24 protein-coding genes and 2 tRNA genes are annotated in these 26,591 nt (G+C 72.0%); 14 read left to right on the top strand and 12 right to left on the bottom strand.

Annotated features, from left to right (window positions below; all coding sequences use genetic code 11):
• Positions 1 to 102: 102 nt before the first annotated feature.
• The 4 genes from OOK31_RS11455 to OOK31_RS11440 all read left to right on the top strand — a co-directional run bounded on the left by OOK31_RS11455 (position 103) and on the right by OOK31_RS11440 (position 5,326).
• Positions 103 to 2,997 carry a UPF0182 family protein gene (locus OOK31_RS11455; RefSeq protein ID WP_267012851.1) on the top strand — a complete coding sequence of 965 codons (2,895 nt, stop codon included), beginning with the start codon at positions 103 to 105 and terminating at the stop codon, positions 2,995 to 2,997.
• Between the two features lie 52 nt (positions 2,998 to 3,049).
• Positions 3,050 to 3,123 (top strand) — tRNA-Met (locus tag OOK31_RS11450).
• Between the two features lie 204 nt (positions 3,124 to 3,327).
• On the top strand, positions 3,328 to 5,184 hold the full coding sequence (locus tag OOK31_RS11445; RefSeq protein ID WP_267012328.1) for a tetratricopeptide repeat protein: 1,857 nt from the start codon (positions 3,328 to 3,330) through the stop codon (positions 5,182 to 5,184).
• 68 nt (positions 5,185 to 5,252) lie between these two features.
• Positions 5,253 to 5,326, top strand: a tRNA-Met gene (locus OOK31_RS11440).
• A gap of 133 nt (positions 5,327 to 5,459) precedes the next feature.
• Here the strand turns inward: OOK31_RS11440 and OOK31_RS11435 are convergent.
• Complete coding sequence (locus OOK31_RS11435) at positions 5,460 to 5,876, bottom strand: Fur family transcriptional regulator (RefSeq protein WP_267012327.1); 417 nt, start codon at positions 5,874 to 5,876, stop codon at positions 5,460 to 5,462.
• A 128-nt stretch (positions 5,877 to 6,004) separates the two neighbouring features.
• Here OOK31_RS11435 and OOK31_RS11430 point away from each other — a divergent pair, with 128 nt between their 5' ends.
• Positions 6,005 to 7,474: a catalase gene (locus OOK31_RS11430; protein WP_267012326.1), complete on the top strand. Its 1,470-nt coding sequence runs from the start codon at positions 6,005 to 6,007 to the stop codon at positions 7,472 to 7,474.
• Between the two features lie 90 nt (positions 7,475 to 7,564).
• On the opposite strand, the gene OOK31_RS11425 is transcribed toward OOK31_RS11430, so the two are convergent.
• Together OOK31_RS11425 and hisN are read right to left on the bottom strand one after the other, a co-directional pair.
• On the bottom strand, positions 7,565 to 7,960 hold the full coding sequence (locus OOK31_RS11425; RefSeq protein ID WP_267012325.1) for a cyclic nucleotide-binding/CBS domain-containing protein: 396 nt from the start codon (positions 7,958 to 7,960) through the stop codon (positions 7,565 to 7,567).
• Between the two features lie 168 nt (positions 7,961 to 8,128).
• Complete coding sequence (gene hisN / locus OOK31_RS11420; RefSeq protein ID WP_267012324.1) at positions 8,129 to 8,935, bottom strand: histidinol-phosphatase; 807 nt, start codon at positions 8,933 to 8,935, stop codon at positions 8,129 to 8,131.
• Positions 8,936 to 9,075: 140 nt separating this feature from the next.
• On the opposite strand from hisN, the gene OOK31_RS11415 reads away from it, so the two are divergent.
• Positions 9,076 to 9,678, top strand: coding sequence for a TetR/AcrR family transcriptional regulator (locus OOK31_RS11415; RefSeq protein ID WP_267012323.1), 603 nt, complete (start codon positions 9,076 to 9,078; stop codon positions 9,676 to 9,678).
• Here OOK31_RS11415 and OOK31_RS11410 read toward each other — a convergent pair.
• The 4 genes from OOK31_RS11410 to OOK31_RS11395 all read right to left on the bottom strand — a co-directional run bounded on the left by OOK31_RS11410 (position 9,644) and on the right by OOK31_RS11395 (position 13,198).
• The gene (locus OOK31_RS11410; RefSeq protein WP_030225858.1) at positions 9,644 to 9,967 is read right to left on the bottom strand and encodes a multidrug efflux SMR transporter; all 324 of its coding nucleotides are present in this window, start codon (positions 9,965 to 9,967) and stop codon (positions 9,644 to 9,646) included. The two genes, OOK31_RS11415 and OOK31_RS11410, sit on opposite strands and share 35 nt — an antisense overlap.
• A gap of 91 nt (positions 9,968 to 10,058) precedes the next feature.
• Complete coding sequence (rsgA, locus tag OOK31_RS11405) at positions 10,059 to 11,069, bottom strand: ribosome small subunit-dependent GTPase A (protein WP_267012322.1); 1,011 nt, start codon at positions 11,067 to 11,069, stop codon at positions 10,059 to 10,061.
• A gap of 8 nt (positions 11,070 to 11,077) precedes the next feature.
• Complete coding sequence (gene aroA, locus OOK31_RS11400; protein ID WP_267012321.1) at positions 11,078 to 12,430, bottom strand: 3-phosphoshikimate 1-carboxyvinyltransferase; 1,353 nt, start codon at positions 12,428 to 12,430, stop codon at positions 11,078 to 11,080.
• Between the two features lie 54 nt (positions 12,431 to 12,484).
• On the bottom strand, positions 12,485 to 13,198 hold the full coding sequence (locus OOK31_RS11395; RefSeq protein WP_267012320.1) for a M50 family metallopeptidase: 714 nt from the start codon (positions 13,196 to 13,198) through the stop codon (positions 12,485 to 12,487).
• 53 nt (positions 13,199 to 13,251) lie between these two features.
• On the opposite strand from OOK31_RS11395, the gene OOK31_RS11390 reads away from it, so the two are divergent.
• The 8 genes from OOK31_RS11390 (at position 13,252) to def (ending at position 20,772) form a co-directional block, all read left to right on the top strand.
• Positions 13,252 to 14,067: an SOS response-associated peptidase gene (locus tag OOK31_RS11390; protein WP_267012319.1), complete on the top strand. Its 816-nt coding sequence runs from the start codon at positions 13,252 to 13,254 to the stop codon at positions 14,065 to 14,067.
• An 18-nt stretch (positions 14,068 to 14,085) separates the two neighbouring features.
• Complete coding sequence (locus tag OOK31_RS11385; protein WP_267012318.1) at positions 14,086 to 14,772, top strand: alpha/beta family hydrolase; 687 nt, start codon at positions 14,086 to 14,088, stop codon at positions 14,770 to 14,772.
• 301 nt (positions 14,773 to 15,073) lie between these two features.
• The gene (locus tag OOK31_RS11380; protein WP_267012850.1) at positions 15,074 to 15,718 is read left to right on the top strand and encodes a sigma-70 family RNA polymerase sigma factor; all 645 of its coding nucleotides are present in this window, start codon (positions 15,074 to 15,076) and stop codon (positions 15,716 to 15,718) included.
• Entirely contained in the window at positions 15,715 to 16,017 is a 303-nt protein-coding gene (rsrA, locus tag OOK31_RS11375; protein WP_267012317.1) for a mycothiol system anti-sigma-R factor, read from the top strand. Before OOK31_RS11380 ends, rsrA begins: the two co-directional genes overlap by 4 nt.
• Positions 16,018 to 16,201: 184 nt before the next feature.
• On the top strand, positions 16,202 to 17,680 hold the full coding sequence (locus OOK31_RS11370) for an HD-GYP domain-containing protein (RefSeq protein WP_267012316.1): 1,479 nt from the start codon (positions 16,202 to 16,204) through the stop codon (positions 17,678 to 17,680).
• A gap of 11 nt (positions 17,681 to 17,691) precedes the next feature.
• Entirely contained in the window at positions 17,692 to 18,954 is a 1,263-nt protein-coding gene (locus tag OOK31_RS11365; RefSeq protein WP_323188203.1) for an HD domain-containing protein, read from the top strand.
• Positions 18,955 to 19,058: 104 nt separating this feature from the next.
• Positions 19,059 to 20,069: a hypothetical protein gene (locus OOK31_RS11360; RefSeq protein ID WP_267012315.1), complete on the top strand. Its 1,011-nt coding sequence runs from the start codon at positions 19,059 to 19,061 to the stop codon at positions 20,067 to 20,069.
• A gap of 67 nt (positions 20,070 to 20,136) precedes the next feature.
• Entirely contained in the window at positions 20,137 to 20,772 is a 636-nt protein-coding gene (gene def, locus OOK31_RS11355) for a peptide deformylase (protein ID WP_267012314.1), read from the top strand.
• Positions 20,773 to 20,785: 13 nt separating this feature from the next.
• On the opposite strand, the gene OOK31_RS11350 is transcribed toward def, so the two are convergent.
• The 5 genes from OOK31_RS11350 to OOK31_RS11330 form a co-directional block, all read right to left on the bottom strand.
• On the bottom strand, positions 20,786 to 21,751 hold the full coding sequence (locus tag OOK31_RS11350; RefSeq protein WP_267012313.1) for a helix-turn-helix domain-containing protein: 966 nt from the start codon (positions 21,749 to 21,751) through the stop codon (positions 20,786 to 20,788).
• 195 nt (positions 21,752 to 21,946) lie between these two features.
• Positions 21,947 to 22,303, bottom strand: a complete 357-nt coding sequence (locus tag OOK31_RS11345) for a DUF3703 domain-containing protein (RefSeq protein WP_267012312.1) — start codon at positions 22,301 to 22,303, stop codon at positions 21,947 to 21,949.
• Between the two features lie 47 nt (positions 22,304 to 22,350).
• On the bottom strand, positions 22,351 to 23,067 hold the full coding sequence (locus tag OOK31_RS11340) for an AraC family transcriptional regulator (protein ID WP_267012311.1): 717 nt from the start codon (positions 23,065 to 23,067) through the stop codon (positions 22,351 to 22,353).
• A gap of 20 nt (positions 23,068 to 23,087) precedes the next feature.
• Complete coding sequence (locus tag OOK31_RS11335; RefSeq protein ID WP_267012310.1) at positions 23,088 to 24,104, bottom strand: ribonucleotide-diphosphate reductase subunit beta; 1,017 nt, start codon at positions 24,102 to 24,104, stop codon at positions 23,088 to 23,090.
• The gene (locus OOK31_RS11330; protein ID WP_267012309.1) at positions 24,104 to 26,500 is read right to left on the bottom strand and encodes a ribonucleoside-diphosphate reductase subunit alpha; all 2,397 of its coding nucleotides are present in this window, start codon (positions 26,498 to 26,500) and stop codon (positions 24,104 to 24,106) included. Before OOK31_RS11330 ends, OOK31_RS11335 begins: the two co-directional genes overlap by 1 nt.
• Positions 26,501 to 26,591 lie beyond the last annotated feature (91 nt).

Genomic DNA, 26,591 nt, shown 5'->3' with positions numbered 1-26,591 from the left:
TCGGGGGCCTGCTTTGGCTGCTTCCAAGTAACCCAGCTTTCAAGTACACCAGAGACAACACCAGACACAGCGACTTTCGAGGTGCGCACCTTGGCTTTCCAGATGCCGGACCGAGGCGGAGGCCCCTCCGGGCCACGGATGAGAGTCGGCCGCCCCTCCCGGCGCGCCCGGACTCTTCTGACGACCCTGGGCGTCCTGGCCGTCCTGGCCATGGCGTTCATCATGTTCGCGGGCTTCTGGACGGACTGGCTCTGGTTCCGCTCCGTCAAGTACTCCACCGTCTTCACCACCACCCTGTGGACCAAGATCGGCCTCTTCGCCGTCTTCGGCCTGCTGATGGCCGGTGCCGTCGGGTTCAACATCTGGCTGGCGCACCGGCTGCGGCCGCCGCTGAGCGCGATGTCGATGGAGCAGCAGAGCCTCGACCGCTACCGCATGAGCGTCGCCCCGTACAAGAAGTGGCTGCTCCTGGCCATCTCCGCCATCGTCGGCCTGATCGCCGGCGCCTCGGCGGCCGGCCAGTGGAAGACCTGGCTGATGTACGTGAACGGGGTGCCCTTCGGGCGCAAGGACCCCCAGTTCGACCTGGACGTGTCGTTCTACACCTTCGACCTGCCCTGGTACCGCTTCCTGCTCGGCTTCGGCTTCGCCGCCGTCGTGCTCTCGGTGATCGCCGCCGTCGTCGTGCACTACCTGTACGGCGGACTGCGCGTGACCAGCCCGGGCGCCCGGGCCACCGCCGCGGCCACCGGGCACCTGTCGGTGCTGCTCGGCCTCTTCGTCACCTTCAAGGCGGTCGCGTACTGGCTCGACCGGTACGGCCTCGCCGTGAAGTCCAGTGACTTCAAGGCCGCCGACAACTGGACCGGCCTGCGCTACGTCGACGCCAACGCCTACCTCCCGGCGAAGACGATCCTCGTGGCCATCGCCGCGATCTGCGCGCTGCTCTTCTTCGCCACCCTGTGGCGCCGTACCTGGCAGCTCCCGGTCATCGGCTTCGGCCTGATGGTCCTCTCGGCGATCCTGATCGGCGGGCTCTACCCGGCGATCGTGCAGAAGTTCCAGGTCCAGCCGAACGAGCAGGCCAAGGAATCCCCGTACGTCGAGAAGAACATCAAGGCCACGCGCGACGCCTACGGGATCGCCGGGACCGACGTGAAGGACTACGCGGGCGTGCCCAACGCCGGCACCGGCAAGGAGCAGCTGCGCAAGGCGGCGGACACCACCGCCAGCATCCGCCTGCTCGACCCGAACATCGTCTCCCCGGCCTTCCAGCAGCTCCAGCAGGTCAAGGGCTACTACGGCTTCCCGTCCACGCTCGCCGTGGACCGCTACAGCGGCCAGGACACGGTCATCGGGCTCCGCGAGCTGAACATCGGCGGCATCCCGAAGAACAACTGGATCAACGACCACTTCAAGTACACCCACGGCTACGGCGTCGTCGCGGCCAAGGGCACCACGGTCAAGGACGGCGCCCCCGACTTCACCCAGTCCGACCTGCCCTCCAAGGGCATGTTCGGCACGGACTTCGAGCAGCGCATCTACTACGGCGAGATGACGAAGCAGTACTCGATCGTCGGCGGACCGCAGAAGGAGCTCGACTACTCGGACGACAAGGGCGAGAAGGAGACCAGCTACAAGGGCAACTCCGGCGTCAACCTCGACAACCCGGTCAACCGGGCCGCGTACGCGCTCGCCTTCAGCGAGCCGCAGATCCTGTACTCGGGCGCCATCGGCGAGGGCTCGCGGATCCTCTACAACCGCACGCCCAAGGAGCGCGTCGAGGCCGTCGCGCCGTGGCTGACCATCGACGGGGCCCCGTACCCGGCGGTCGTGGACGGCAAGGTCAAGTGGATCGTCGACGCCTACACGACGACGAACGGCTACCCGTACGCCTCGCGCACCACGCTGGGCGACAGCACGGCCGACTCGCTGACCAACAGCCAGCGCGCGGTCGTCGCCCAGGAGAACCGGGTCAACTACATCCGCAACTCGGTGAAGGCCACCGTCGACGCGTACGACGGCACGGTCGACCTGTACCAGTGGGACACCGAGGACCCGGTCCTCAAGACCTGGATGAAGGCCTTCCCGGGCACGGTGAAGCCCAAGAGCGCGATCGACAAGCCGCTCATGGACCACCTGCGCTACCCGCAGGACCTCTTCAAGGTCCAGCGCGAGCTGCTCACCCGGTACCACGTCACCGACCCGCAGACCTTCCTCAGCGGCAGCGAGGCCTGGGCCGTCCCGGACGACCCGACGACCAAGGCCGGCACGGCGGTCCCGCCGTACTACCTGTCGATGAAGATGCCGGGGCAGTCGGAGAAGGACCAGGTCTTCTCGCTCACGACGACCTTCACGCCGAACGAGCGGGACAACCTGAGCGCCTACATGGCGGTCAACGCCGATCCGGGCACCCCGGACTACGGCAAGATCAGGATCCTGAAGCTGCCGACCAGCAAGCCGGTCGACGGCCCCAAGCAGGTCCAGAGCAAGTTCCAGTCGGAACCGAAGATCGCCGAGTCGATCCGGCTGCTGCGCGGCGGTGACTCCGAGGTCGAGTACGGCAACCTGCTCGCGGTCCCGCTGGACGGCGGGATGCTCTACGTGGAGCCGGTGTACGTCCGCAGCTCCGGGCTCAAGTACCCGCTGCTGCGCAAGGTGCTCGTGACCTACGGCGGCCAGACGGCCTTCGAGGACACCTTGGAGAAGGCGCTGAACGTGGTGTTCGGGTCCGAGGCCCCGACCGTCCCGGTCACGCCGACGAATCCGACGCAGCCGCCGGGAGAGGGCACCACCACTCCGCCCGGCAGCCAGGACCCGACGGTCAAGGCGGCCCTCGACGAGGCGAAGAAGGCCATCGAGGCCGCCGAGAAGGCCCGCCAGTCCGGCGACTGGACGGCCTTCGGCAAGGCGCAGGAGGACATCAAGACGGCGCTGCAGCGGGCGATCGACGCCGAGGCGAAGATGACGTCCCCGACGCCCAAGCCGGGCGGCTGACCAGAAGGCGGTAAAGGCTCCACCCCGCGTCGTGCTACTGTGGTTTTACCGACGCGGGGTGGAGCAGCTCGGTAGCTCGCTGGGCTCATAACCCAGAGGTCGCAGGTTCAAATCCTGTCCCCGCTACTGCAGACGAAGGCCCGGATCCTATGGGATCCGGGCCTTCGTCGTTCCCGGAATCGGGAACTGTGAGACACGGGGTCACTGGGGCGGGTGAGTTGAGGCGTGAGCGTGTTTGACTTGTCTCTCTGTGGGCATGTCGACAAAACGCTGTAGTGACCTCACTGGCTGCGACATACCAGGTGTACGCGGGTAGCAGGTGATGCGACGATGGGATTTATGGGGGACAGGTCAACTCTGCTGGAGACAGGGCGGTTTGTGAGGGCGGAGGCCGAGACGGGCGCGGAGACCGGCGTGGCCGCTCCCGCTGTCAACGCGCAGACGGCACTGACCGATGCGGATCTCGCGGAAGAAGCGTTCGGCGACGCCGAAGGAGCCACCGAGACCGAGCTGGAGGCCCGCCACCGGGTGGCCGCCGACAAGGGTGACCCCGGCGCCATGAGCGTGCTCGGCGCGCTCCTCCTGCGCCGCGGCGACCTCACCGGGGCGGAGCCCTACCTGCGCGGCGCCACCGCGGAGGGCGACCGCGCCGCCGCCAACAACCTCGGCGTCCTGCTGCACCAGCGCGGCTACCCCGAAGAGGCCGCCGGCTGGTGGCGGGTCGCCGCCGTGGCCGGGTCCGCCCCCGCCGCCCACGCCCTGGGCCGCCACTACCGCGAGCGCGGCGACGAGCCCGCCGCCGAGTACTGGCTCCGCCAGGCCGCGGAGTCCGGGCACGCCCTCGGCGCGTACGCCCTGGCCGACCTGCTCGAGCACCGCGGGGACCGGGGCGTCGAGCGCTGGTTCCGCGCCGCCGCCGAACAGGGGCACCGCGAAGCCGCGTACCGGCTCGCCCGCCACCTGCGCAAGGGCGACCCCGCCGAGGCCGAGCAGTGGTACCGCCAGGCCGCGGCGCGCGGGCACCGGCGCGCCGGACTGCACCTGGGCGCCCTCCTGGAGGCCCGCGGCGAACTGAAGGAGGCCGGGCGCTGGTACCTGAGCTCGGCCAAGCAGGGCGAGGCCCGCGCGGCGTGCGCGCTCGGCTTCCTGCTGCGCGACGCCGGGGACGAGGAGAGCGCCGCCTCCTGGTGGCACCGGGCCGCCCAGGACGGTGACGGCAACGCCGCCAACGCCCTCGGGGCCCTGCACGCCGCGCGCGGCGAGACCCAGACCGCCGAGAAGTGGTACCGGGCCGCCATGGACGCGGGCGACCAGAACGGCGCCTACAACCTCGCGCTGCTGTGCGCCGCGCAGGAGCGGACCGCGCAGGCCGAGCAGTGGTACCGCCGGGCGGCCTACGCCGGCCACCGCGAGGCCGCCAACGCCCTGGCGATCATGCTGCTCCAGGCCGGGGACGCGGCCGGCGCCGAGCCCTGGTTCTCCAAGGCGGCCGAGGCCGGCAGCGTCGACGCCGCCTTCAACCTCGGGATCCTCTTCGCCAGCCGGGACGAGGACCGCTCCGCGCTCAAGTGGTACGAGCGGGCCGCCGCGGCCGGCCACACCGACGCCGCGCTCCAGGTCGGCATCGCCCTGGTGCGCGACGGCGCCGAGCGGGCCGCCGAACGGCACCTGCGCTGCGCGGCGGGCGGCGGCAGCGCCGAGGCGGCGTTCCGGCTGGCCTCGCTGCTGGAGTCGCTGGCCCCGCCGCCGGAGCCGGTGGCGCTGGGCGAGCCGGTGGGCGGGGCCGCCCGTACCGAGAGCGAGGAGTGGTACGAGCGGGCCGCCGAGCAGGGGCACCGCCGGGCCCAGGTGCGCGTCGGCATGCTCGCCGCCGCCCGGGGCGACCTCGTCGTGGCCGCGCGCTGGTACCGGGAGGCGGCGGAGGCCGGCTCCCGCAACGGCGCCTTCAACCTCGGGCTGCTCCTGGCCCGCGAGGGCAGCGAGCCGGAGGCGGCCCTGTGGTGGACCCGCGCGGCGGTGGCGGGCCACGGCCGGGCCGCCCTGCGGCTGGGCCTGCTGGCGGCCCGCCACGGGGACCTCGCCGAGGGGCAGAAGTGGTGCGTGCGCGCCATGGAGCTGGGCCCGGCGGAGGTCTCGGAGCGGGCGGCCCGGCTGCGGGACGCGCTGGCGGAGGAGCTCTCGGCCTGACCTCCGGGGGCTGCCGGTTAACTGATTTGCATCTGCCGGGCAGCCTCACGTAGAGTCGTGTTTACCGACGCGGGGTGGAGCAGCTCGGTAGCTCGCTGGGCTCATAACCCAGAGGTCGCAGGTTCAAATCCTGTCCCCGCTACTGAAGGCCCGAGGCCCGGATCCCATGGATCCGGGCCTCGAGTCGTTTCCGGGTCCGCCGGTGTGAACGTGTGTGAACAGCAAAAAGGCCGGGGGCTCCAGCCCCCGGCCTTTCCTGTTCTCTGTTCCGTCCGTCAGACGCCCGCGCAGTTCGGGCACACGCCCCGGTACGTCACCTCGACCGCCGAGACCACGAAGCCGAAGCGCTCACCGGCCGGCAGGTCGGCCAGCGGGTCGCCCGCCGGGTGGACGTCGCGGATCGCGCCGCACTGGGCGCAGACCAGGTGCTGGTGGGGGCGGTGGGCGTTCGGGTCGTACCGCTTGGCACGCCGGTCCGTCGACACTTCGAGGACCTCGCCGAGGGTCACGAGCTCGCCCAAGGTGTTGTAGACCGTCGCGCGAGAGATCTCGGGCAGTTTGACCACGGCGCGCGCGTGCACCTCGTCGGCCGTCAGGTGAACGTGGTCACCGTCGAGCACCTCGGCCACGACACGCCGCTGGGCCGTCATGCGCCAGCCGCGTCCGCGAAGTCGTTCCAGCAGGTCACTCATAGACGCCAGCCTAACAGTGGGGATTCGGTGCAGATCCCGAACCGGTGCGGAATTGGATGCTTACTTGACTTAGACAAAGTCCATCGTAGGATCGGATACGGCAAACGCCAAGGACAGGACTTGCAGGAATGACGCAGGAGGCGCACGTGACGCAGGGACCGCTCACCACGGAGGCCGGGGCTCCGGTCGCCGACAACCAGAACAGCGAGACCGCTGGCGTCGGCGGGCCCGTTCTCGTCCAGGACCAGCAGCTCCTGGAGAAGCTCGCCCACTTCAATCGCGAGCGCATCCCGGAGCGCGTGGTCCACGCGCGTGGCGCCGGCGCCTACGGCACCTTCACCCTGACCCGCGACGTCTCGCAGTGGACCCGGGCGAAGTTCCTGTCCGAGGTCGGCAAGGAGACGGAAACGTTTCTGCGCTTCTCCACCGTCGCGGGCAACCTCGGTGCGGCCGACGCGGTGCGCGACCCCCGCGGCTGGGCGCTGAAGTTCTACACCGAAGAGGGCAACTACGACCTCGTCGGCAACAACACCCCGGTGTTCTTCATCAAGGACGCCATCAAGTTCCCCGACTTCATCCACACCCAGAAGCGCGACCCGTACACGGGCTCGCAGGAGGCGGACAACGTCTGGGACTTCTGGGGTCTGTCGCCCGAGTCCACCCACCAGGTGACCTGGCTGTTCGGTGACCGCGGCATCCCGGCGTCCTACCGCCACATGAACGGCTACGGCTCGCACACGTTCCAGTGGAACAACGAGGCCGGCGAGGTCTTCTGGGTCAAGTACCACTTCAAGACCGACCAGGGCATCAAGAACCTCACCCAGGCCGAGGCCAACCGGCTCGCCGGTGAGGACCCCGACTCGCACCAGCGCGACCTGCGCGAGTCCATCGAGCGCGGCGAGTTCCCGACCTGGACCGTGCAGGTCCAGATCATGCCGGCGGCCGAGGCGGCCGAGTACCGCTTCAACCCGTTCGACCTCACCAAGGTGTGGCCGCACGAGGACTACCCGCCGATCGAGATCGGCAAGCTGGAGCTCAACCGCAACCCGGAGAACGTCTTCGCCGAGGTCGAGCAGTCGATCTTCAGTCCGGCGCACTTCGTGCCCGGCATCGGTCCCTCCCCGGACAAGATGCTCCAGGGCCGCCTGTTCGCCTACGGCGACGCCCACCGCTACCGCGTCGGCATCAACGCCGACCACCTGCCGGTGAACCGCCCGCACGCCACCGAGGCGCGCACCAACTCCCGTGACGGCTACCTGTACGACGGCCGCCACAAGGGCTCGAAGAACTACGAGCCGAACACCTTCGGCGGCCCGGCCCAGACGGACCGTCCGCTGTGGGTCTCCTCCGCCGTCACCGGCGGCACGGGCAACCACCCCGCCGCCGTGCACTCCGCGGACACCGACTTCGTGCAGGCGGGCGACCTCTACCGCCTGATGTCGGAGGACGAGAAGTCCCGTCTGATCGAGAACCTGTCCGGCTTCATAGCCAAGGTCTCCCGTGACGACATCGCCGAGCGCGCGATCAACAACTTCCGTCAGGCCGACGGGGACTTCGGCAAGCGGCTGGAAGCCGCGGTCCAGGCCCTTCGCGGCTAGCCGGACCGCTTGCCGTAGCAGGACGACGGGCCGGAATCCTCCTCGGAGGGTTCCGGCCCGCCGTCGTTCCCGCCGTCGTGCCCGGGGCCGCTAGGCCGCCACGGTGCTGCGCCGGGCCGGGGCCCAGCAGCGGATCACGTCCCGTACGGAGACGATGCCGACCGGCCCGCCGTCCTCCAGGACGATCAGATGGCGGAAGCCGCCGTGGGCCATCGCCTCGGCCGCCTCCTGCAGCGTGGCGTCCGGGGTGCAGAAGACGACGTTGTTGGTGGTGTGGGCGCCCACGGACTCCCGGTCGGGGTCGTGGCCCGCGCCGATCGAGTTGAGGATGTCGCGCTCGGTCAGGATGCCGATGCCGCTGTGGTCGGGGTCGAGGACGACGGCCGCGCCGACGCGCCGGCCGGACATCAGGCAGGCCGCCTGACGCAGGGTGTGGGCGGGGCCGAGGGTGAGGATCACGGTGCTCATGGCGTCACGGACGAGCATGAAGAGAGCCACCTCCTGGGTGAGTCCCCCGGCTTGGGTGGGTGCACCGGTGCAGCGCCGCTAGAGAAACGCTTCACAAACGCACAAGCCGGGGGATTCTTAGATTCCCACGGGCACGGAGCGTCAGCAAGGAGGCACGCGAGGGGTGATCTCGGCGCGCACCGCGCATCAGGGGCGCGGGCGGAGCAGCCCCAGCATCTCCTCGTGGAGCAGACCGTTCGACGCCGCGGCGTTCCCGCCGTGCACCCCGTCCTCGCCGTCGAGGCTGGTGAAGCGGCCGCCGGCCTCCTGGACGACGACCGCGATGGCCGCCATGTCCCACAGGTTCAGCTCCGGCTCGGCGCACAGGTCCAGCGAGCCCTCCGCGACCATCATGTACGGCCAGAAGTCCCCGTACCCCCGCGTACGCCAGCACGCGCGGGTCAGCTCCAGGAAGCCGGGCAGCCGCCCCTGCTCCTCCCAGCCGCTCAGCGAGGAGTACGCGAAGGAGGCGTCCGACAGGGCCGGGACCTTGGACACGCCGAGCCCGGTCGCCGCGCCGCCCAGCGCGCCGCCCGCGAAGGCGCCGCCGCCCTGTGAGGCCCACCAGCGCCGGCCCAGCGCCGGGGCCGAGACCACGCCGACGACCGGGCGGAACACCCCGTCCTCGCCCTCGGTCATCAGGGAGATCAGGGTCGCCCAGACGGGGACCCCGCGCACGTAGTTCTTCGTACCGTCGATCGGGTCCACGACCCAGCGGCGCGGGCCGTCGCCCTTGAGGCCGTACTCCTCGCCCAGGATGGCGTCGGAGGGCCGCGCGGCCAGGATCCCGGCCCGGACGATCTCCTCGGCGGCCTTGTCGGCCTCGCTCACCGGGGTCATGTCCGGCTTCGTCTCGACCTGGAGGTCGAGGGCGCGGAACCGCTCCATCGTGGCGGCGTCCGCCGCGTCGGCGAGTTCGAGGGCGAGGCGCAGGTCATCGTCATACTCGGGCATGCCAGAACAGTATCGAGACTCCCGCGACCGGGCGAACGAGGTCCACAGTGCGGCCGACAGGCGCCCTTGACAGGAACTGGCGGCCCGTCAACTCTGGCGGGACAGCCCAGCCAGTGGACGCAGCCGGGGAGGCGACGCGCATGCCGACGGCCCGGGACTCCTTACTGGAAGCCGCTGAGGCGGCCCTGTCCGCCCGCCCCTGGCCGGCCGTGAAGATGACCGAGGTGGCGGGCGCCGCCGGGGTGTCCCGGCAGACCCTCTACAACGAGTTCGGCGGAAAGGCGGGCCTGGGCCGCGCCCTGGTGCGCCGCGCCGCCGACCGCTACCTCGACGGGGTGGACCGGGCGCTCGCGCAGGGGATCGGGCCCGGTCCCGGGGAGGCCGCCGGGCGGCTCGCGGCGCTCGCGGAGTGGACCGTACGGGCGGCCCGCGCGCGGCCCCTCGTACGGGCCCTGCTGACCGGCTCCTGGAGTCCGGTCCTGCCCGCGCCGCCCCCGCCCGGGAGCCGGCAGGCGCTCACGCCCGGGGACCTCGTCCGGGCCGTACGGGACCGGGCCGGGGCCGCGCTCGGGGCGGAGCCGGCCTGGCGGTGCGAGCTCGCCGTACGCCTCGCGCTGTCCTACGCGGTCGCCGCCGGGCACGAGCCGGGGCCGGAGGAGCTGCTGCGGCTGCTCGAAGCCGCCCTCGCGGTGCCCGCCGCCGCGCCGGTCAGTGGGCGGAGCCGGAGAGCTGGAGCCCGATGACCCCGAGGATCACCAGCGAGATCGAGACGAGTTTGAGGGTGGAGACGAGGTCCCCCAGGAAGACCATCCCGTAGATCGCGGTCCCGGCGGCCCCGATGCCCGTCCACACCGCGTACGCGGGCCCCACGTCCAGCTTCTTCAGGGCCAGCGTCAGCAGGCCGAAGCTGCCCAGGGCGAAGCAGGCGAAGGCGATGGTCGGCCACAGCCGGGTGAAACCGTGGGACAGCTTGAGGCAGACCGCGAAGCCGGTCTCCAGGATTCCCGCGACCACGACCAGCAGCCACGCCATGTCGAATGCCTCCCCGCGTCACGTGACATCACGTCACTTGGTGCGATTATGCATTTACCAGACATGGCCCCCGGCAAACCCCGCCGGAGGCTCAGTCGCCCTCGCGACGCTCCCGGGTCTGCAGCAGCCGCCGCAGCGAGTACAGGCGTGCCGGGTCCGCGTGACCCTCCTCCACCCACTTGTCGAGCGCGCAGTCCTGCTCGTCGTGGCTGCACGCGCGCGGGCACTCCTCCGTACCCGGAACCAGCTCCGGGAAGGCCAGGATCACCCGGGACGGGTCCACGTGGTGCAGGCCGAAGGAACGCACACCAGGGGTGTCGATGACCCAGCCGTCACCCGAGGGCAGCGGCAGGGCGAGCGCCGAGGTGGTGGTGTGCCGGCCGCGGCCGGTCACCGCGTTGACGTGACCGGTGGCCCGCCGGCGGCCCTCGGCGACCAGCGAGTTCACCAGGGTGGTCTTGCCGACGCCCGAGTGGCCGACGAAGGCGGTGATCCGGCCGTCGAGGCGCTCGCGCACCCGGTCGGCGGCGCTGCCCGTCTCCAGCTCCTCGCGGTTGGTCACCACGTAGTTCAGGCCGAAGGTGGAGTAGATCTCCAGGATCTTGTCCGCCGAGGTCAGGTCCGACTTCGTGAGCACCAGCAGGGGTTCGAGACCGGCGTCGTACGCGGCCACCAGGCAGCGGTCGATCATCCGGGGCCGCGGCTCCGGGTCGGCCAGCGCCGTGACGATGGCCAGCTGGTCGGCGTTGGCGACGACCACCCGCTCGTACGGGTCGTCGTCGTCGGCGGTGCGGCGCAGGACCGACTTGCGCTCCTCGATCCGCACGATCCGGGCGAGGGTGTCCTTCTTCCCCGACAGGTCACCGACGATCCAGACCCGGTCCCCGACCACCGCCGCCTTGCGGCCCAGCTCGCGGGCCTTCATCGCGTGCACCGTCCGGTCCTCGACCAGGCAGGTCAGCCGACCGCGGTCGACGGTCAGGACGAAGCCCTCGGCCGCGTCCTCGTGCTTGGGCCGGATGGTGGTCCGAGGCCGGTTGCCCTTGGGGTTCGGGCGCTGGCGGATGTCGTCCTCGTCGGTGTTCTTGCCGTACCTGCGCATGACGGGCCCTACGCTCCGGCGCCCGTCGGCGCTTCGCCGAGCAACATGTCGGCCCACATCTTCGGGAAGTCCGGCAGGGTCTTCGCGGTCGTGCCGACGTTCTCGATCTCCACGCCCTTCACGGCCAGGCCGATCACCGCGCCGGCGGTGGCCATCCGGTGGTCGTCGTAGGTGTGGAACACGCCTCCGTGCAGCGGGCGCGGGCGGATGTGCAGGCCGTCGGCGGTCTCGGTGACGTCGCCGCCGAGGCCGTTGATCTCCGCCGTCAGGGCCGCCAGCCGGTCCGTCTCGTGCAGGCGCAGGTGCTGGACCCCGCGCAGGACCGACTCCGAGTCGGCCAGGGCGGCGACCGCGGCGATGCCCGGGGTCAGCTCGCCGACCTCGCTCAGGTCCACGTCGATGCCGTGGATCTTGCCGGTGCCGGTGAAGACCAGGCCCGCGTCGGTCAGCTCGCAGGAGCCGCCCATCTCCGTGAAGATCCGGCGCAGCGCGTCGCCGGGCTGCGTGGTGCGGCGCGGCCAGTCCGGGACGGTGACCGTGCCGCCGGTGATCAGGGCCGCGGCCATGAAGGGCTGGGCGTTGGACAGGTCGGGCTCCACGACCATGTCGCGGCCCAGCAGCGCGCCGGGCGCCACCCGCCACACGTTCTTCTCGCCGCCGGCCTCGGGGGTGTCGACGGCGGCGCCCGCCGCGCGCAGCATCTCGACCGTCATCCGGATGTGCGGCATCGACGGCAGGGTCGCGCCCGTGTGCCGGACCTCGACGCCCTGGTTGAAGCGCGGGGCCGACAGCAGCAGCGCCGAGACGAACTGCGAGGAGTTGGAGGCGTCGATCTCGACCGTGCCGCCCTCCAGGGCACCGCCGCCCTGGACGGTCATGGGCAGGGCGCCCCGGCCGTCGTCGTCGATCCGGGCGCCCAGCGTGCGCAGCGCGCTGATGACCTGGCCGAGGGGGCGCTCGTAGGACCGGGGGTCGCCGTCGAAGCGGATGTCGCCGGCGGCGAGGGTGGCGACGGGCGGCAGGAAGCGCATGACCGTGCCCGCGTTGCCGACGTCGACGGTGGCCGGCCCGTGCAGGCCGGCCGGGATGATCCGCCAGGCCTCGCCGCCGGCACCTTCGGCGGAGCTGGAGGAGACCGTCTCCTCGATGCCCACGCCCAGCGCCCGCAGGGCGTCCGACATCAGCTGGGAGTCGCGCGAGCGCAGCGGGCGGCGCACCCAGCCGGGCTCGGCCGCGAGGGCGGCCAGCACGAGCGCGCGGTTGGTGACCGATTTGGACCCGGGCACGGTGACGGTGGCGTGGACGGCCCCGTCGGCGACGGGAGCGGGCCAGAGGGCGTGGTGCGCGGGGGTTTCGGTCATGGCCCCCACTTTAGTGGCTTCCCATGGCCACGGATTGTGAGCGAGGGCCCCGTCTCAGAGGCCGAGCAGCCAGCGCCCGCCGCCGATCAGCGAGCACAGCGTCACGGCGTGGAAGAGCAGCAGCCAGGCGAGGGGATGTACATGGGTGAGCCGCCCGAGCTGGTCGGCGTCCGAGTCGGGCGCTCCACCGCGCCTCCGCTTCACCTGGAGCTCGAAGACCGGCCGCACTCCACCGAGCAGCAGGAACCACACCACCGCGTACGCGAAGAGGGCCTGTACCCCGGACGGGGCCAGCCAGGAGACGAGGACGAAGGCCGCGCCGGACAGCACCACCGTCAGCACCCCGTACAGGTTCCGGATCTTCACCAGCACCCCGGCCAGCAGCGCGGTCGCCAGCCACAGCAGCAGGGTGATCCGGTGCGCCGACAGCAGGGCCGCGCCGCCCAGGCCCAGCAGCGAGGGCGCCGTGTACCCGGCCGCGGCGGTCAGGATCATCCCGATCCCGCGCGGCTTGCCCCGGCTGAGGGTGACCCCGCTGGTGTCCGAGTGGAGCCGGATCCCGTCCAGCTCGCGTCCGGTCAGCAGGGCGAGCAGCCCGTGCCCGCCCTCGTGCGCGATGGTGATCGCGTTGCGGGAGAGCAGCCACAGCGGCCGGGGCCCTACGGCGGCCAGCGCGACCAGTCCCGTCAGAACCACGATCCACCAGGGCACGGCCGGCTGTATGCCGGTGAGCCGGTCCCAGAGGCCGGCTGTGGGGGTGCTGTCCATGGAGTGGCGGACTCCTTGCGGTCGGGGGCGGAGGTCATGGCAGTGTGTCAGCCATGTGCGGAAGGTTTGCGGCGAGTCGTGCGCCCGAGGAGCTGGCGGGGATATTCGGCGTCGAGCGGTGGGAGCCGCAGGAGACCCTGGCCCCCGACTGGAACGTGGCACCGACGAAGGAGGTCCACGTCGTCCTCGACCGTCCCCTGAAGGACGCGCCGGACCCGCGTCCGGTTCGCCAGCTGCGCGTCCTGAGGTGGGGCCTGGTCCCGTCCTGGGCCAAGAGCCCCGAGGGCGCCGCCCGGATGATCAACGCGCGCTCCGAGACCCTGCACGAGAAGCCGTCCTTCCGGCGCCCCTTCGCACAGCGCCGCTGCATCGTCCCGGCCGACGGCTACTACGAGTGGGTCACCGCCCACGACGAGCGGCAGCTGGAGGTCGAGGGAAAGAAGAAGCGGGCCCGCAAGCAGCCCTACTTCGTCCTGCCCACCGACGGCTCCGTCTTCGCGATGGCCGGCCTGTACGAGTTCTGGCGCGACGCGACCCTGCCCGCCGAGCACCCGCAGGCCTGGTGGGCGACCTGCTCGGTGATCACCGCCGAGGCCGAGACCGGCCCGCTGGGCGCCGCCCCCGCCGAGGGCCCCCGCTCGCTCTCCGAGATCCACCCCCGGATGCCGCTGATGCTGACCCCGGACCGCTGGGACGCCTGGCTGGACCCGGCCCGCACCGACGAGAACGAGCTCCGGGACCTGCTCGCACCGCCCCCGGGCGGCCTGATGCGCGCCTACCCCGTGTCCACCGCCGTCAGCAACGTCCGCAACAACGGGCCCGAGCTGCTCGGCGAGCTGGCCGCGCCGGAGGAGGGCACCCTCTTCTGACCCGGGCAGGATGGGGGCATGAGCAGCCGTACGAGCCCCCGTACCGAGAGCGTCGACACCCCCGCCGGACCGGCCCGGATCACCTGGCACACCGCCCCGGCGGCCCGGCTGGTCCTCGCCGTCAGCCACGGCGCCGGGGGCGGCATCGAGGCCCGGGACCTGGTCGCCCTCGCCGCCGCGCTGCCCGCGCGGGGCGTCACCGTGGCCCTGGTCGAGCAGCCCTGGCGGGTCGCCGGGAAGAAGGTCGCCGCCGCGCCCAAGGTCCTGGACGAGGGCTGGCGGGCGCTGTGGCCGGCACTGGCGCGCCCCGGCCTGCCCGTGGTGGCGGGCGGACGCAGCGCCGGGGCCCGGGTGGCCTGCCGGACCGCCGCCGAGCTGGGCGCGGCCGGGGTCCTCGCCCTGTCCTTCCCGCTGCACCCGCCCGGCAGGCCCGAGAAGTCCCGGGCCGGGGAGCTGCTCGGCGCCGGCCGGCCCACCCTGGTGGTGCAGGGCGGCCGGGACCCCTTCGGACGCCCGGAGGAATTCCCCGAGCCGGGCCCGGAGGCCCCGTACGAGCTCGTCGAGGTGCCCTGGGCCGACCACGGCTTCGCCGTGCCGAAGAAGGCCGGCACCACCCAGGACGAGACCCTCGCGGTGATCACCGCGGCGGTGGCCCCCTGGCTCGACCGGCTCATCGGCCGAGCCCGTGTCCGGCCGCGGACCTGACATATTCCCGGGTGATCCCCCTCACCCGACCTGACGGATCCCGAAAGCCCTTGCCGCGCCCGGGAATGCGCCGCCCCACCCGCCTGTTGTGCCGAGTGTCGGAACGCACGGTAATCCGCCGAGGGAGAGGGAGCGCATGACCCAGGTCATCAGTCAGAATCGTCCGCAGGCCGCTGACCTGGACTGGACGGTTCTCCCGGGTCCCAAGCGCGGCTCGCTCCGGGCGGCGGAAGGCCGGGATGGTCGACTATTCTCCGATTCGAGCGGATCCGCTTTCGGAGCCGCCACGCTGTCGGAGGAGGTGGGTCCTGTCGCTGGGACCGACGAAGGCCAGGCGCAGGAGACGACCGCGGAGCGCAACGCGCGTTTCGAGCGGGACGCCCTCGGCTACCTCGACCAGATGTACTCCGCCGCGCTGCGCATGACGCGCAACCCGGCCGACGCCGAGGACCTGGTCCAGGAGACCTACGCGAAGGCGTACGCCTCCTTCCACCAGTTCCGCGAGGGCACCAACCTCAAGGCGTGGATGTACCGCATTCTGACCAACACGTTCATCAACTCCTACCGCAAGAAGCAGCGCGAGCCGCAGCGCAGCGCCGCGGAGGAGATCGAGGACTGGCAGCTCGCGCGCGCCGAGTCGCACATGTCGACCGGTTTGCGTTCGGCCGAATCGCAGGCGCTCGACCACCTGCCCGATTCGGATGTGAAGGAAGCGCTGCAGGCCATTCCGGAGGAGTTCCGCATCGCGGTCTATCTTGCCGACGTAGAGGGCTTTGCGTACAAGGAGATCGCGGACATCATGGGTACACCCATCGGTACGGTCATGTCCCGGCTGCACCGTGGCCGCCGTCAACTCCGCGGAATGCTGGAGGACTATGCCCGTGAGCGCGGGCTGGTCCCCGCCGGCGCGGGAGAGTCGAACGACCTGAAAGGCTCAGGCTCATGAGCTGCGGAGAGCCGCACGAGACGGAGTGCGCCGAGGTCCTGGATCATCTTTACGAGTTCCTGGACCACGAGATGCCCGACAGTGACTGCACGAAGTTCGAGACGCACTTCGGCGAGTGCAATCCCTGTCTGGAGAAGTACGGCCTGGAACAGGCCGTGAAGAAGCTGGTCAAGCGCTGCTGCGGATCGGACGACGTGCCGACCGACCTGCGCTCGAAGGTCATGGGCCGGATCGAGCTGATCCGTTCGGGCCAGGCCGTGCCCGACCACGACGTCACCGCCGGGCCCGCGACCGGCTGAGACAACCGCCGAACATCCGCCCCCGGAGGGCTACTTCGTTCACCCGAAGGTGCTAATCCGGGGGCGTCCGTACGGCGCAATGCGAAAATGTGCCCCGCTTTTGACGGGGGCCCACTTATTCTCCCCTCTCGGTACTGGTTTGATTCCGTACCCGGCTTGCACGGCACAGGGGGAGGAGAGCGCCATGCGGGTACTTCCGCCGACGGCGCGCGCATACGTCCTGGGTGCCGTGCTCGCGGCCGCGGCGTGTGCCGCCCCGGCCCTGGCGGATTCCTCCACGCCCTGGGCGGCCGTCGCCCTGCTGGCCGTGCTCTACCTCGGCTGCGAGCTGGTGAAGGTCTTCCCGGTCCTGGGCAGCCGGGTCCCCGAGGGCATCGGCTCCTTCTTCCCCGTGGTCCTCGCCGCCGTCTTCCTGCTGCCGCCCGCGGCCGCCGCGCTCGTGGCGCTGCCCGGCGGACTCGCCCAGACCGTCGTCCAACGGCCCGCCCGGGTGCGCCGGGTCTGGCACGCCGCCCAGCAGGCGATAGCGGCCTGGGCGGCCGGACAGGCCTACGCCCTCCTCGGCGGCCGGGAGGCACTCGCCGGGGCGGCGGGCTCGGGAGGCGGGGGCAGCGGACCACCCGGCCGCGCCGCGCAGGGGGCCGATCCGACCGCCTGGGTGGCCGACTTCCCGTACGTGATGCTCCCGGCGGCCGTCGCGGCCGTCGCCTTCTGCCTGGTGCTCACCGCCCTCGACGGGGCCATCCTGGCCGCCGCCGAACGCCGGCCGGCCCGCACCGCCTGGAACGGGCTGCTGCCCCGCTCCCTCGTCCCCCACTGCGTCCACGGCCTCGCCGGGCTGATGATGGCCGTGATGTGGCGCAGCCCCTACGGGCTCCCGGCCGCACTGCTCGTCCTGCTGCCGATGTACATCTCCTGCTGGGTCTTCGCCCAGTACCACCGCGAGCGCGCCGCCCACCGGGCCACGATCCGCGCCCTCGTCCAGGCCGTCGACATCAAGGACCGCTACACGCGCGGCCACAGCGAGCGCGTCGGCCAGGCCTCCGCGATGATCGCCCGCGAGCTCGGCATGGCCGACGGCCGGATGGAGGTCGTCCGGATCGCCGGGATCCTGCACGACGTCGGCAAGCTCGGCGTACCGACCCGGCTGCTGCGCAAGGACGGGCCGCTGACGCCCGAGGAGCGCCGCGTCATCGAACTGCACCCCGAGTACGGACACGAGATGGTGCGCGGCATCGGATTCCTCGGGGAGGCCCGCTCCGCGATCCTGCACCACCACGAGCGGGTCGACGGCTCCGGCTACCCCTACGGACTGACCGGCGAGCAGATCCCGGTGCTGGCCCGGGTGGTGGCGGTGGCCGACTCCTTCGACGCCATGACCTCCACCCGCTCCTACAGCCGGGCCCGGCCGGTGGAGACCGCGCTGGCCGAGCTGCGGCGCTGCGCCGGGTCCCAGTTCGACCCGGCGATGGTGCGGGCGCTGGTCGCAGCGATCGGGCGGCACGGCTGGCACCCCGTGGTCACCTCGGACGACGACCTCCAAGTGATCAGCGGCTCCGCCGCCCCCGCGGACGCCCCCGCCCCGGGGCTGGGCGCGCTCCCGGCGCAGGCACCGCGGCCCGCGCCCGCACCGGACGGCGCCGAGGCGCGGGGGGTCCGGTGAGGGCGTGGGCCGTGTGGAGCGTGCGCGGGGCCGCCGCCGTGCTCACCGCGGCCGGGCTGGGGCACACCCTGTGGAGCGGGATCACCGAGCCCGCGATCGCCCTCGCCTTCGGCGCCCTGATCACCGTCGGGGAACTGGCCCGCCGCGACCACCGGGACGCGGCCGGGCACCTGCCCGCCGAGGACCGCCAGCCCGCACCGCTCGGCTCCGCCGGAGCCCTCGCCTACGCCCTGCTCGGCCAGAACGCCGGGCACCCCACCCACCACGGCGTCCTGCAGATCGTCGCCGTCGTCGTGGCGGCCGCGCTCGTCGGGATCGTCCCGCACGTCGCCCGGGGCCGCGGCCCCGCCCTGGACCACGTGGCCCGCCGGGTCCTCACCGTCGCCTTCGCCGCCGTCTGCTTCCAGCCGCTCTACAACTCCGGGCAGCTGGGCCACTGGGTCGGGCAGGGCCCGTACCTCGTCCTCTTCCTGCTGCTCCTGCTCGGCCTCACCGCCCTGTGCGACGCCGTCCTCGCCGCCGCGCTCGCCGGGGCCCGCACCGGCTGGCCGTACGGGCCGCTGCTGCGCGACGAGCTGCGCGCGCAGCTCGGCATCGGCGCGGCGATCTGTGCCACCGGGGTGGTGATGGCGCTCGGCGTGGCCGTGGCGGGCCTGTGGGCCCTGCCCGTGTTCAGCGTGCCGCTGCTGCTCACCCAGATGTCCTTCCACCGGATCACCGCCATCCGCACCACCTACCGCCAGACCATCACCTCCCTGGCCCGGGCCACCGAGATCGCCGGGTACACCCCACCGGGGCACTCCCGCCGGGTCGCCGCCCTGAGCTGCGCGGTCGGCCGGGACCTGGGGCTCTCGGAGCGGGAGCTCACGGTGCTGGAGTACGCCGCCCTGATGCACGACATCGGCCAGCTCTCGCTCATCGACCCCGTGCCGGCCGGGGCCACCGCCGAGCTGCCCGCCGCCGAGGCCCGCCGGATCGCCGAGCTCGGCGGCGAGGTGGCCCGCCAGACCGGGGTCCCGCCGGAGGTCGCGGTGATCGTGGAACGGCAGGCGGACCCGTACCGGGAGCAGCCCGTCGCCGCCCGCATCGTGCGCGCGGTCAACGCGTACGACGACCTCGCGGGCGCGGGCCGTCACCCGGGCGGCTCACTGGCCGCCCTGGAGCGGCTGCGCCTGGGCACCGGGCACGACTACCAGCCGGAGGTCGTGGAGTCCCTGGCGAGGGTTCTGGCCAGGGGTGGACGTGTCAGAGTTGTTCCTGTCCCACCGGGGTAACCCATGGGTAATGAGCGGCCGTCCGAGCGGGCATGGTTGGATGCAGTAGGAGTGTCCGTGAGGGTGTCCGCAAGGGTGCACCGTTGGACCGGCAGGCGGGAATCGTGAGGATCTTCGGGAAGGTACGGCATCGGCCCTCCGCCTCGTGGCGGCAGGCCACCGACCGCGCGTTCACGCTGATCGGCGACGGTCGGTACGAGGACGCGGGCGCGCTGCTGACCAGAGCGGCGGATCTGGAGCCCTGGCTGTCCGAGTCCTGGTTCAACCTGGCCCTGCTGCACAAGTTCCGGCACGACTGGGAGCAGGCACGGGCCGCCGGACTGCGCGCCGTGGCCCTCCTCGACCGCGAGACCGGCGCCCCCGACTGGTGGAACGTGGGCATCGCCGCGACCGCCCTCCAGGACTGGCCGCTGGCCCGCCGGGCATGGCAGGCGTACGGGCTGAAGGTGCCCGGGGACCCGCACGGCCCGGCATCCCACAACGGCAGGCACAGCGGCGAGCCGGTGGGCATGGAGCTGGGCAGCGCCGCCGTACGGCTGTCGCCCGAGGGCGAGGCCGAGGTCGTGTGGGGCCGCAGGCTCGATCCAGCCCGCATGGAGGTCCTGTCCATCCCGCTGCCCTCCTCGGGGCGGCGCTGGGGCGAGGTCGTCCTGCACGACGGGGTCCCGCACGGCGAGCGGGTCACCGCGGCCGGCCCCTCCTACCCGGTCTTCGACGAGATCGAGCTGTGGGCGCCCTCGCCGGTGCCGACCTGGGTGGTGCTGCTGGAGGCGGCCACCGAGGCCGACCGCGACGCCCTGGAACAGCTCGCCTCGGACGCGGGCTTCGCCGCGGAGGACTGGTCCTCCTCGGTGCGGCTGCTGTGCCGGACCTGTTCGGAGAGCGCGATGCCCAGCGGTGAGGGCGAGGGCGACCAGCTCGACCCGCACGACCACAGCGAACCGGGCCACCCGGGCCCGCTCGGGCACCGTACGGCCGGATCCGGACCCCTGTGGGTGCCCGAGCGCGAATGCGGCATCGCGGCGCCGGCCGGTCTGGTGCGCGGACTGCTCGACGGATGGGTCGCGGACAGCCCCGACAGCCGCGAGTGGCGGGATCTCGAAGAAGTCTGCTGAGGCAGGGCCGTAGGCTGTACCGGTCACATCGGTGGCTCGGCGAATCTACGGAAGGCGTACGGCGGACATGGCGCAGCAGGAGAACCAGATCGTCCCGGTCGATGACGAGGGCTACGTCGTGGACACCGTGGACTGCGAGGCGCGCGAGCTCGCCCACCGCGAGCGCGGCACCTCCCGCCCGATCACGGTGGTCGGCAACCCGGTGCTGCACCGGGAGTGCAAGGACGTCACCGAGTTCGGCGACGAGCTGGCGCAGCTGATCGACGACATGTTCGCCAGCCAGAAGACCGCCGAGGGCGTGGGCCTGGCCGCGAACCAGATCGGCGTGGACGCGAAGGTCTTCGTCTACGACTGCCCCGACGACGACGGCAAGCGGCACACCGGTGTCGTCGTCAACCCCAAGCTCGTCGAGCTGCCGGCCGCGGGCCGCGTGCTGGACGACTCGAACGAGGGATGCCTCTCCGTCCCGACCGCGTACGCCGCGCTGGCCCGCCCGGACTACGCCGAGGTGACCGGCCAGGACGCCCGGGGCAACCCGATCAAGGTGCGCGGCACGGGCTACTTCGCCCGCTGCCTCCAGCACGAGACGGACCACCTGTACGGCTACCTGTACATCGACCGCCTCTCCAAGCGCGACCGCAAGGACGCCCTTCGGCAGATGGAGGAGAACACCCCGCGCTACGAGACCGTCCCGAACGACTGATCCGGGATCCGGCTCACGCGGCCCGAGGGCCCCTGAACGCGCGGCGGAAGGCGTTCGGGGTGGTGCCCAGGGTGCGCAGGAAGTGGTGGCGCAGGGCGGCGGCGTTGCCGAAGCCGCTGCGCCCCGCCACCGCGTCGACGGTGTCGTCGGTGGACTCCAGCAGCTCCTGGGCGAGCAGCACGCGCTGGCGCAGCACCCACTGGTAGGGGGTGGTGCCGGTCTCCTGCTGGAAGCGGCGGGCGAAGGTGCGCGGGGACATGTGGGCCCGCTCCGCGAGCTGCTCGACGGTGATCTCCTCCGCCAGGTGCCGGGCCATCCAGCCGATCACCTCGCCGACGGTGTCGCAGGCGGTGCGGGGCAGCGGCCGCTGGATGAACTGGGCCTGGCCGCCGTCGCGGTGGGGCGGTACGACCATCCGCCGGGCGATGGCGTTGGCGACCTCGGCCCCCTGCTCCTGGCGGACCACGTGCAGGCAGGCGTCGATGCCGGAGGCGGTGCCGGCGCCGGTGATCACCGGCCCCGCGTCGACGTAGAGCACGTCCGGGTCCACCAGGGCCCTCGGGAAGTGGCGCGCGAGCGTGGCGGCGTGCATCCAGTGGGTGGTGCAGCGCCGCCCGTCCAGCAGCCCGGCGGCGCCCAGGACGAAGGCCCCGCTGCACACACTGAGCACCCGCGCCCCCCGGTCCACGGCCCGGCGCAGGGCGTCGAGGTAGGGCTCCGGGTAGTCGCGTACGGAGGCCCGCCGGTCGGCGGGCACACAGATCAGGTCAGCCTGCGCCAGCCGCTCCAGGCCGTGCGCGGGCGTGACGGCCAGGCCGGTGTCCGCCAGGGTCAGCGGCCCCTCCTCGGCCGCGCACACGGCGAAGTCGTACACCGGCAGGCCCTGCTCGCTCCGGTCGATCCCGAAGACCTCGCAGAACGTCCCGAACTCGAAGGGCGTCACCTGGTCGACGACCGCCACCGCCACGTTCCTCAGCATGGCTCCAGTGTGCCACCAAGGGTGGCAGTAATTCGCCCTTTCATGACAGTCCTGCCACTGTCCGGTTTTCGCCGCCCCGCCGACAGTGGAGTCATGAGCACCTTCCTCGACTACCTCACCGTCCTCGCCGTCGCCGTCCTCCTCCTCGCCCCCGCCCTCCACGGAGCCCTCCGGGAACGCCGCACCGACCGGCAGCTACGCGCCGCCGCTCAGCAGGGCCCGGATGTCGTCCGGGACCGGCATCGGCGCGAACAGGCCCGCCCGCGTACGGCCCGTGTTGCCGTGCGGCACGCGCCCGGTCGCTGACCCGACCCCCGCGACCAGCAGCCGCACCACCTGCCCCACCGCCTCGGACCGGTCCCGGCAGCGCACCGCGAGCCGGAACATGTGCCAGTGCGCCCGGGTGTGCGGCCAGGGCCAGGACTGCGAAATGATGTGCGCCCGCTCCAGGGCGGTCCACATGGCCGCGGTGTCGGGCGAGGCGGCGGACGCGCGGGCCAGCTCGGCCTCGAAGGCGGCGCGTACGACGGGTGACATGGGCTTGCTTCTCATGGCCCCCACGATGCCGCCGGGCCGCGCGGACGGCTTGAACGAACCTGCTACCGCCAGCGGATCCCGCGGGAGAACTCCGAGGGCGTGATCCCGAACATCCGCCGGCACACCCGGCTGAAGTGCGCGCTGTCGGAGAAACCCGCCCCGTGCGCGGCCTCCGTCAGCGTCCGCCCCCGCGAGACGAGTTCGCCCGCCCGCATCAGCCGCAGCCACAGCACGTACGGCCGGAACGGCAGCCCCAGCTCCGCCTGGAACAGGTGCGAGAGCCGGCTCTCGGACAGCCCGGCCACCGCCGCCGCCTCCGCCAGCCGCACCGGACCCCGCCCCGGCAGCCAGGCCAGGACCCGCGCTAGCCCGGGATGCCGGGCCGCCGCGGGCAGCCGCGCGTCCAGCAGTACGGAGTCCAGCGCGCACGCCGCCTCGAAGGGATCGGCCGGCAGCCCGGCCGGCAGCAGCCCCTCCGCGACCCCGGCCCGCTCCGCCAGCCGGCGCCCCGCCGCCGAGGCCGGGTCGTAGTGCAGCACCAGCGCGCGCTCCGCCCCGCGCAGCACCGCGTGCCGCATCCCGGCGGGCACGACGAAGGCCCGGCAGGCGAAGGTCTCGCCCGCCGGGCCTTCGAGCAGCAGCCCGTCCCGGTCCCCGTCCAGGGCCGCGATGACCTGGACGCTGTGGTGCGCGTGCGCGGTGGCCGGCCCGACGGCGCCGCCGTAGACCAGCCCGCCCGGACGCAGCCGCGCGCTCCCCGCCCATGTGGAACTCCCCATGGGCGGGACCGTAGCCGGAGCTAGAAGTCCTCGTCGAGGTCGACCGTTCCCTCGACCGCGACCTGGTACGCCGACGGACGGCGCTCGAAGAAGTTCGTCAGCTCCTGGACACCCTGCAGCTCCATGAAGGAGAACGGGTTCTGCGAGCCGTACACCGGGGCGAAGCCCAGGCGCACCAGACGCTGGTCCGCGACGCACTCCAGGTACTCGCGCATCGACTCGGTGTTCATGCCCGGCAGGCCGTCACCGCACAGGTCGCGGCCGAACTGCAGCTCCGCCTCCACGGCCTCCTTCAGCATGTCGGTGACCTGCTGCTGGAGCTCGTCGTCGAAGAGCTCGGGCTCCTCCTTGCGGACGGTGTCCACGACCTCGAACGCGAAGTTCATGTGCATGGTCTCGTCACGGAACACCCAGTTGGTGCCGGTGGCCAGACCGTGCAGCAGACCGCGCGAGCGGAACCAGTACACGTACGCGAAGGCACCGTAGAAGAACAGGCCCTCGATGCACGCCGCGAAGCAGATCAGGTTCAGCAGGAAGCGACGGCGGTCGGCCTTCGTCTCCAGCCGGTCCAGCTTCTCGACCTCGTTGATCCACTTGAAGCAGAACTGCGCCTTCTCGCGGATCGACGGGATCTCCTCGACCGCGTCGAAGGCGGCCGCCCGGTCGTCCGGGTCGGGCAGGTAGGTGTCGAGCAGCGTCAGGTAGAACTGGACGTGCACGGCCTCCTCGAACAGCTGGCGCGACAGGTACAGGCGCGCCTCCGGGGAGTTGATGTGCTTGTAGAGCGTCAGCACCAGGTTGTTCGAGACGATCGAGTCACCCGTCGCGAAGAACGCGACCAGACGGCCGATCATGTGCTGCTCGGCCGGCGTCAGCTTCGCGAGGTCCGCGACGTCCGAGTGGAGGTCGACCTCCTCCACCGTCCACGTGTTCTTGATCGCGTCCCGGTAGCGCTCGTAGAAGTCCGGGTACCGCATCGGGCGCAGGGTCAGTTCGAAGCCCGGGTCCAGCAGGTTCTTCTTTTCGGTGGAGCTCATTACTGGCAGGCCTCGCAGGACTCGGGGTTTTCCAGGGAGCAGGCCAGCGCGTCGGCGTCGACGGCCTGCGGGAGGGGGGTGGCGGCCGCGGGGACGGCGCTGCCGGAAGCGGCGCGGGCGATCTTCGTCGCCGGGCGCGAACGCAGGTAGTACGTGGTCTTCAGACCCTGCTTCCAGGCGTACGCGTACATCGAGCTCAGCTTGCCGATGGTGGGCGTCTCCAGGAACAGGTTCAGCGACTGCGCCTGGTCCAGGAACGGCGTACGGGCCGCCGCCATGTCGATCAGGCCGCGCTGCGGGATCTCCCACGCCGTGCGGTACAGCTCGCGCACCTCCGCCGGGATCCAGCCGAAGCCCTGCACGGAGCCGCTGGACTCGCGCAGCGCCTCGCGGGTCTGCGCGTCCCACACGCCGAGCTTCTTCAGCTCCTCCACCAGGTAGGCGTTGACCTGGAGGAACTCACCCGACAGGGTCTCGCGCTTGAAGAGGTTGGAGACCTGCGGCTCGATGCACTCGTACACGCCCGCGATGGAGGCGATCGTCGCCGTCGGGGCGATGGCCAGCAGCAGCGAGTTGCGCATGCCGGTCTTCGCGATGCGGGCGCGCAGGGCGTCCCAGCGCTCCGGCCAGTTCAGCTCGACGTCGTAGTGGTCCGGGTGCAGCACGCCGCGGGCGGTGCGGGTCTGCTCCCAGGCCGGGAGGGGGCCGCTGCGCTCGGCGAGGTCGCAGGAGGCCTCGTACGCGGCCAGCATGATGCGCTCGGAGAGCTTGGTGGACAGGGCCTTCGCCTCGGGGGAGTCGAAGGGCATCTTCATCTTGAAGAAGACGTCCTGGAGGCCCATCGCGCCCAGACCGACCGGACGCCAGCGGGAGTTGGAGCGGCCCGCCTGCTCGGTCGGGTAGAAGTTGATGTCCACCACGCGGTCGAGGAAGGTCACGGCCGTACGGACGGTCTCGTCCAGGCGCTCCCAGTCGATCTCCCCGTCCACCACGAAGGCGCCCATGTTGACCGAGCCGAGGTTGCAGACGGCCGTCTCGCCGTCGTTGGTGACCTCGATGATCTCGGTGCACAGGTTGGAGGAGTGGACGACGCTGCCCGGTTCGGCGGTCTGGTTCGCCGTGCGGTTGGAGGCGTCCTTGAAGGTCATCCAGCCCTGGCCGGTCTGCGCGAGGGTGCGCATCATCCGGCCGTACAGGTCGCGGGCGGGCATGGTCTTGCGGGCCAGGCCGTCGGCCTCGGCCTTGCGGTAGGCGGCGTCGAACGCGTCGCCCCACAGGTCGACCAGCTCGGGGACGTCGGCCGGGGAGAACAGCGACCAGTCGGCGTCGGCGTTCACGCGGCGCATGAACTCGTCCGGCACCCAGTGCGCCAGGTTCAGGTTGTGGGTGCGGCGCTGGTCCTCACCGGTGTTGTCGCGGAGCTCGAGGAACTCCTCGATGTCCGCGTGCCAGGTCTCCAGGTAGACGGCGGCGGCGCCCTTGCGGCGGCCGCCCTGGTTCACGGCGGCGACGGAGGCGTCGAGGGTCTTCAGGAACGGCACGATGCCGTTGGAGTGGCCGTTGGTACCGCGGATCAGCGAACCGCGGGCGCGGATGCGGGAGTACGACAGACCGATGCCGCCGGCGTGCTTCGACAGGCGCGCGACCTGGTGGTAGCGGTCGTAGATCGAGTCCAGCTCGTCCAGCGGGGAGTCCAGCAGGTAGCAGGAGGACATCTGCGGGTGGCGGGTGCCGGAGTTGAAGAGCGTGGGCGAGGACGGCAGGTAGTCCAGGCGGCTCATCAGCCGGTAGAGGGAGGCGACTTCCTCGACGGCCTGGACGCTCTCGTTCTCGGCGAGGCCGCAGGCCACGCGCAGCATGAAGTACTGCGGGGTCTCGATCACCTGGCGGGTGATGGGGTGGCGCAGCAGGTAGCGGCTGTGCAGGGTGCGCAGGCCGAAGAACCCGAAGCGGTCGTCCGCGCCCTCGGCGAGCGCGTGCTCGACCAGGGAGTTCAGGCGGGCGGCGTGCAGAGCCACGAACTCGGCGGTGCGGTCCGCGATCAGGCCCTCGCGGTGCCCGACGGCGACGGACTCGGCGAAGGAGGACGAACCCTGGCCCGCGGCCTCGTCCGCCACGGCCAGCGTCAGCAGGCGGGCGGCGAGGCGGGAGTACGCCGGGTCCTCGGAGATCAGGCCGGCGGCGGCCTCGGTGGCCAGCCCCCGGAGCTCGGCCTCGTCCGCGACGGAGCTGCGGCCGCGCAGGGCGGCGGCGGCGACCCGGCCCGGGTCGGTGTCGGGGAGGTCGGCCGTCAGCTCGGTGAGGGTGCGCAGCAGCGCGGCTCCGGGGCCCCCGGCCTCCGAAGCGGCTGCGGGCTGGTCGGACTCGGCGCGCGGTGCGGCGGGCGCGATGGTCACGGGGGGAGCTCTCCCTCGCTCGGCCCGGTCATCGGCGGGGCGGGGCAGCAGCGGGCGCGTGCGGGCGCGACGGAACGCGAAACACCGCACG

Source organism: Streptomyces sp. NBC_00249 (genome assembly GCF_026342355.1).
Classification (GTDB): Bacteria; Actinomycetota; Actinomycetes; order Streptomycetales; family Streptomycetaceae; genus Streptomyces.
Note: the sequence above shows the minus strand (reverse complement) of the source record. Positions and strands in the feature narration are given on the sequence as shown.

Excerpts from the sequence above, each read along its gene's own strand:
- OOK31_RS11455 (WP_267012851.1), top strand. The coding sequence starts at position 103 with ATGCCGGACCGAGGCGGAGGCCCCTCCGGGCCACGGATGAGAGTCGGC.
- OOK31_RS11445 (WP_267012328.1), top strand. The coding sequence starts at position 3,328 with ATGGGATTTATGGGGGACAGGTCAACTCTGCTGGAGACAGGGCGGTTT.
- OOK31_RS11435 (WP_267012327.1), bottom strand. The coding sequence starts at position 5,876 with ATGAGTGACCTGCTGGAACGACTTCGCGGACGCGGCTGGCGCATGACG.
- OOK31_RS11430 (WP_267012326.1), top strand. The coding sequence starts at position 6,005 with ATGACGCAGGAGGCGCACGTGACGCAGGGACCGCTCACCACGGAGGCC.
- OOK31_RS11425 (WP_267012325.1), bottom strand. The coding sequence starts at position 7,960 with ATGCTCGTCCGTGACGCCATGAGCACCGTGATCCTCACCCTCGGCCCC.
- hisN (WP_267012324.1), bottom strand. The coding sequence starts at position 8,935 with ATGCCCGAGTATGACGATGACCTGCGCCTCGCCCTCGAACTCGCCGAC.
- OOK31_RS11415 (WP_267012323.1), top strand. The coding sequence starts at position 9,076 with ATGCCGACGGCCCGGGACTCCTTACTGGAAGCCGCTGAGGCGGCCCTG.
- OOK31_RS11410 (WP_030225858.1), bottom strand. The coding sequence starts at position 9,967 with ATGGCGTGGCTGCTGGTCGTGGTCGCGGGAATCCTGGAGACCGGCTTC.
- rsgA (WP_267012322.1), bottom strand. The coding sequence starts at position 11,069 with ATGCGCAGGTACGGCAAGAACACCGACGAGGACGACATCCGCCAGCGC.
- aroA (WP_267012321.1), bottom strand. The coding sequence starts at position 12,430 with ATGACCGAAACCCCCGCGCACCACGCCCTCTGGCCCGCTCCCGTCGCC.
- OOK31_RS11395 (WP_267012320.1), bottom strand. The coding sequence starts at position 13,198 with ATGGACAGCACCCCCACAGCCGGCCTCTGGGACCGGCTCACCGGCATA.
- OOK31_RS11390 (WP_267012319.1), top strand. The coding sequence starts at position 13,252 with ATGTGCGGAAGGTTTGCGGCGAGTCGTGCGCCCGAGGAGCTGGCGGGG.
- OOK31_RS11385 (WP_267012318.1), top strand. The coding sequence starts at position 14,086 with ATGAGCAGCCGTACGAGCCCCCGTACCGAGAGCGTCGACACCCCCGCC.
- rsrA (WP_267012317.1), top strand. The coding sequence starts at position 15,715 with ATGAGCTGCGGAGAGCCGCACGAGACGGAGTGCGCCGAGGTCCTGGAT.
- OOK31_RS11370 (WP_267012316.1), top strand. The coding sequence starts at position 16,202 with ATGCGGGTACTTCCGCCGACGGCGCGCGCATACGTCCTGGGTGCCGTG.
- def (WP_267012314.1), top strand. The coding sequence starts at position 20,137 with ATGGCGCAGCAGGAGAACCAGATCGTCCCGGTCGATGACGAGGGCTAC.
- OOK31_RS11350 (WP_267012313.1), bottom strand. The coding sequence starts at position 21,751 with ATGCTGAGGAACGTGGCGGTGGCGGTCGTCGACCAGGTGACGCCCTTC.
- OOK31_RS11345 (WP_267012312.1), bottom strand. The coding sequence starts at position 22,303 with ATGAGAAGCAAGCCCATGTCACCCGTCGTACGCGCCGCCTTCGAGGCC.
- OOK31_RS11340 (WP_267012311.1), bottom strand. The coding sequence starts at position 23,067 with ATGGGGAGTTCCACATGGGCGGGGAGCGCGCGGCTGCGTCCGGGCGGG.
- OOK31_RS11335 (WP_267012310.1), bottom strand. The coding sequence starts at position 24,104 with ATGAGCTCCACCGAAAAGAAGAACCTGCTGGACCCGGGCTTCGAACTG.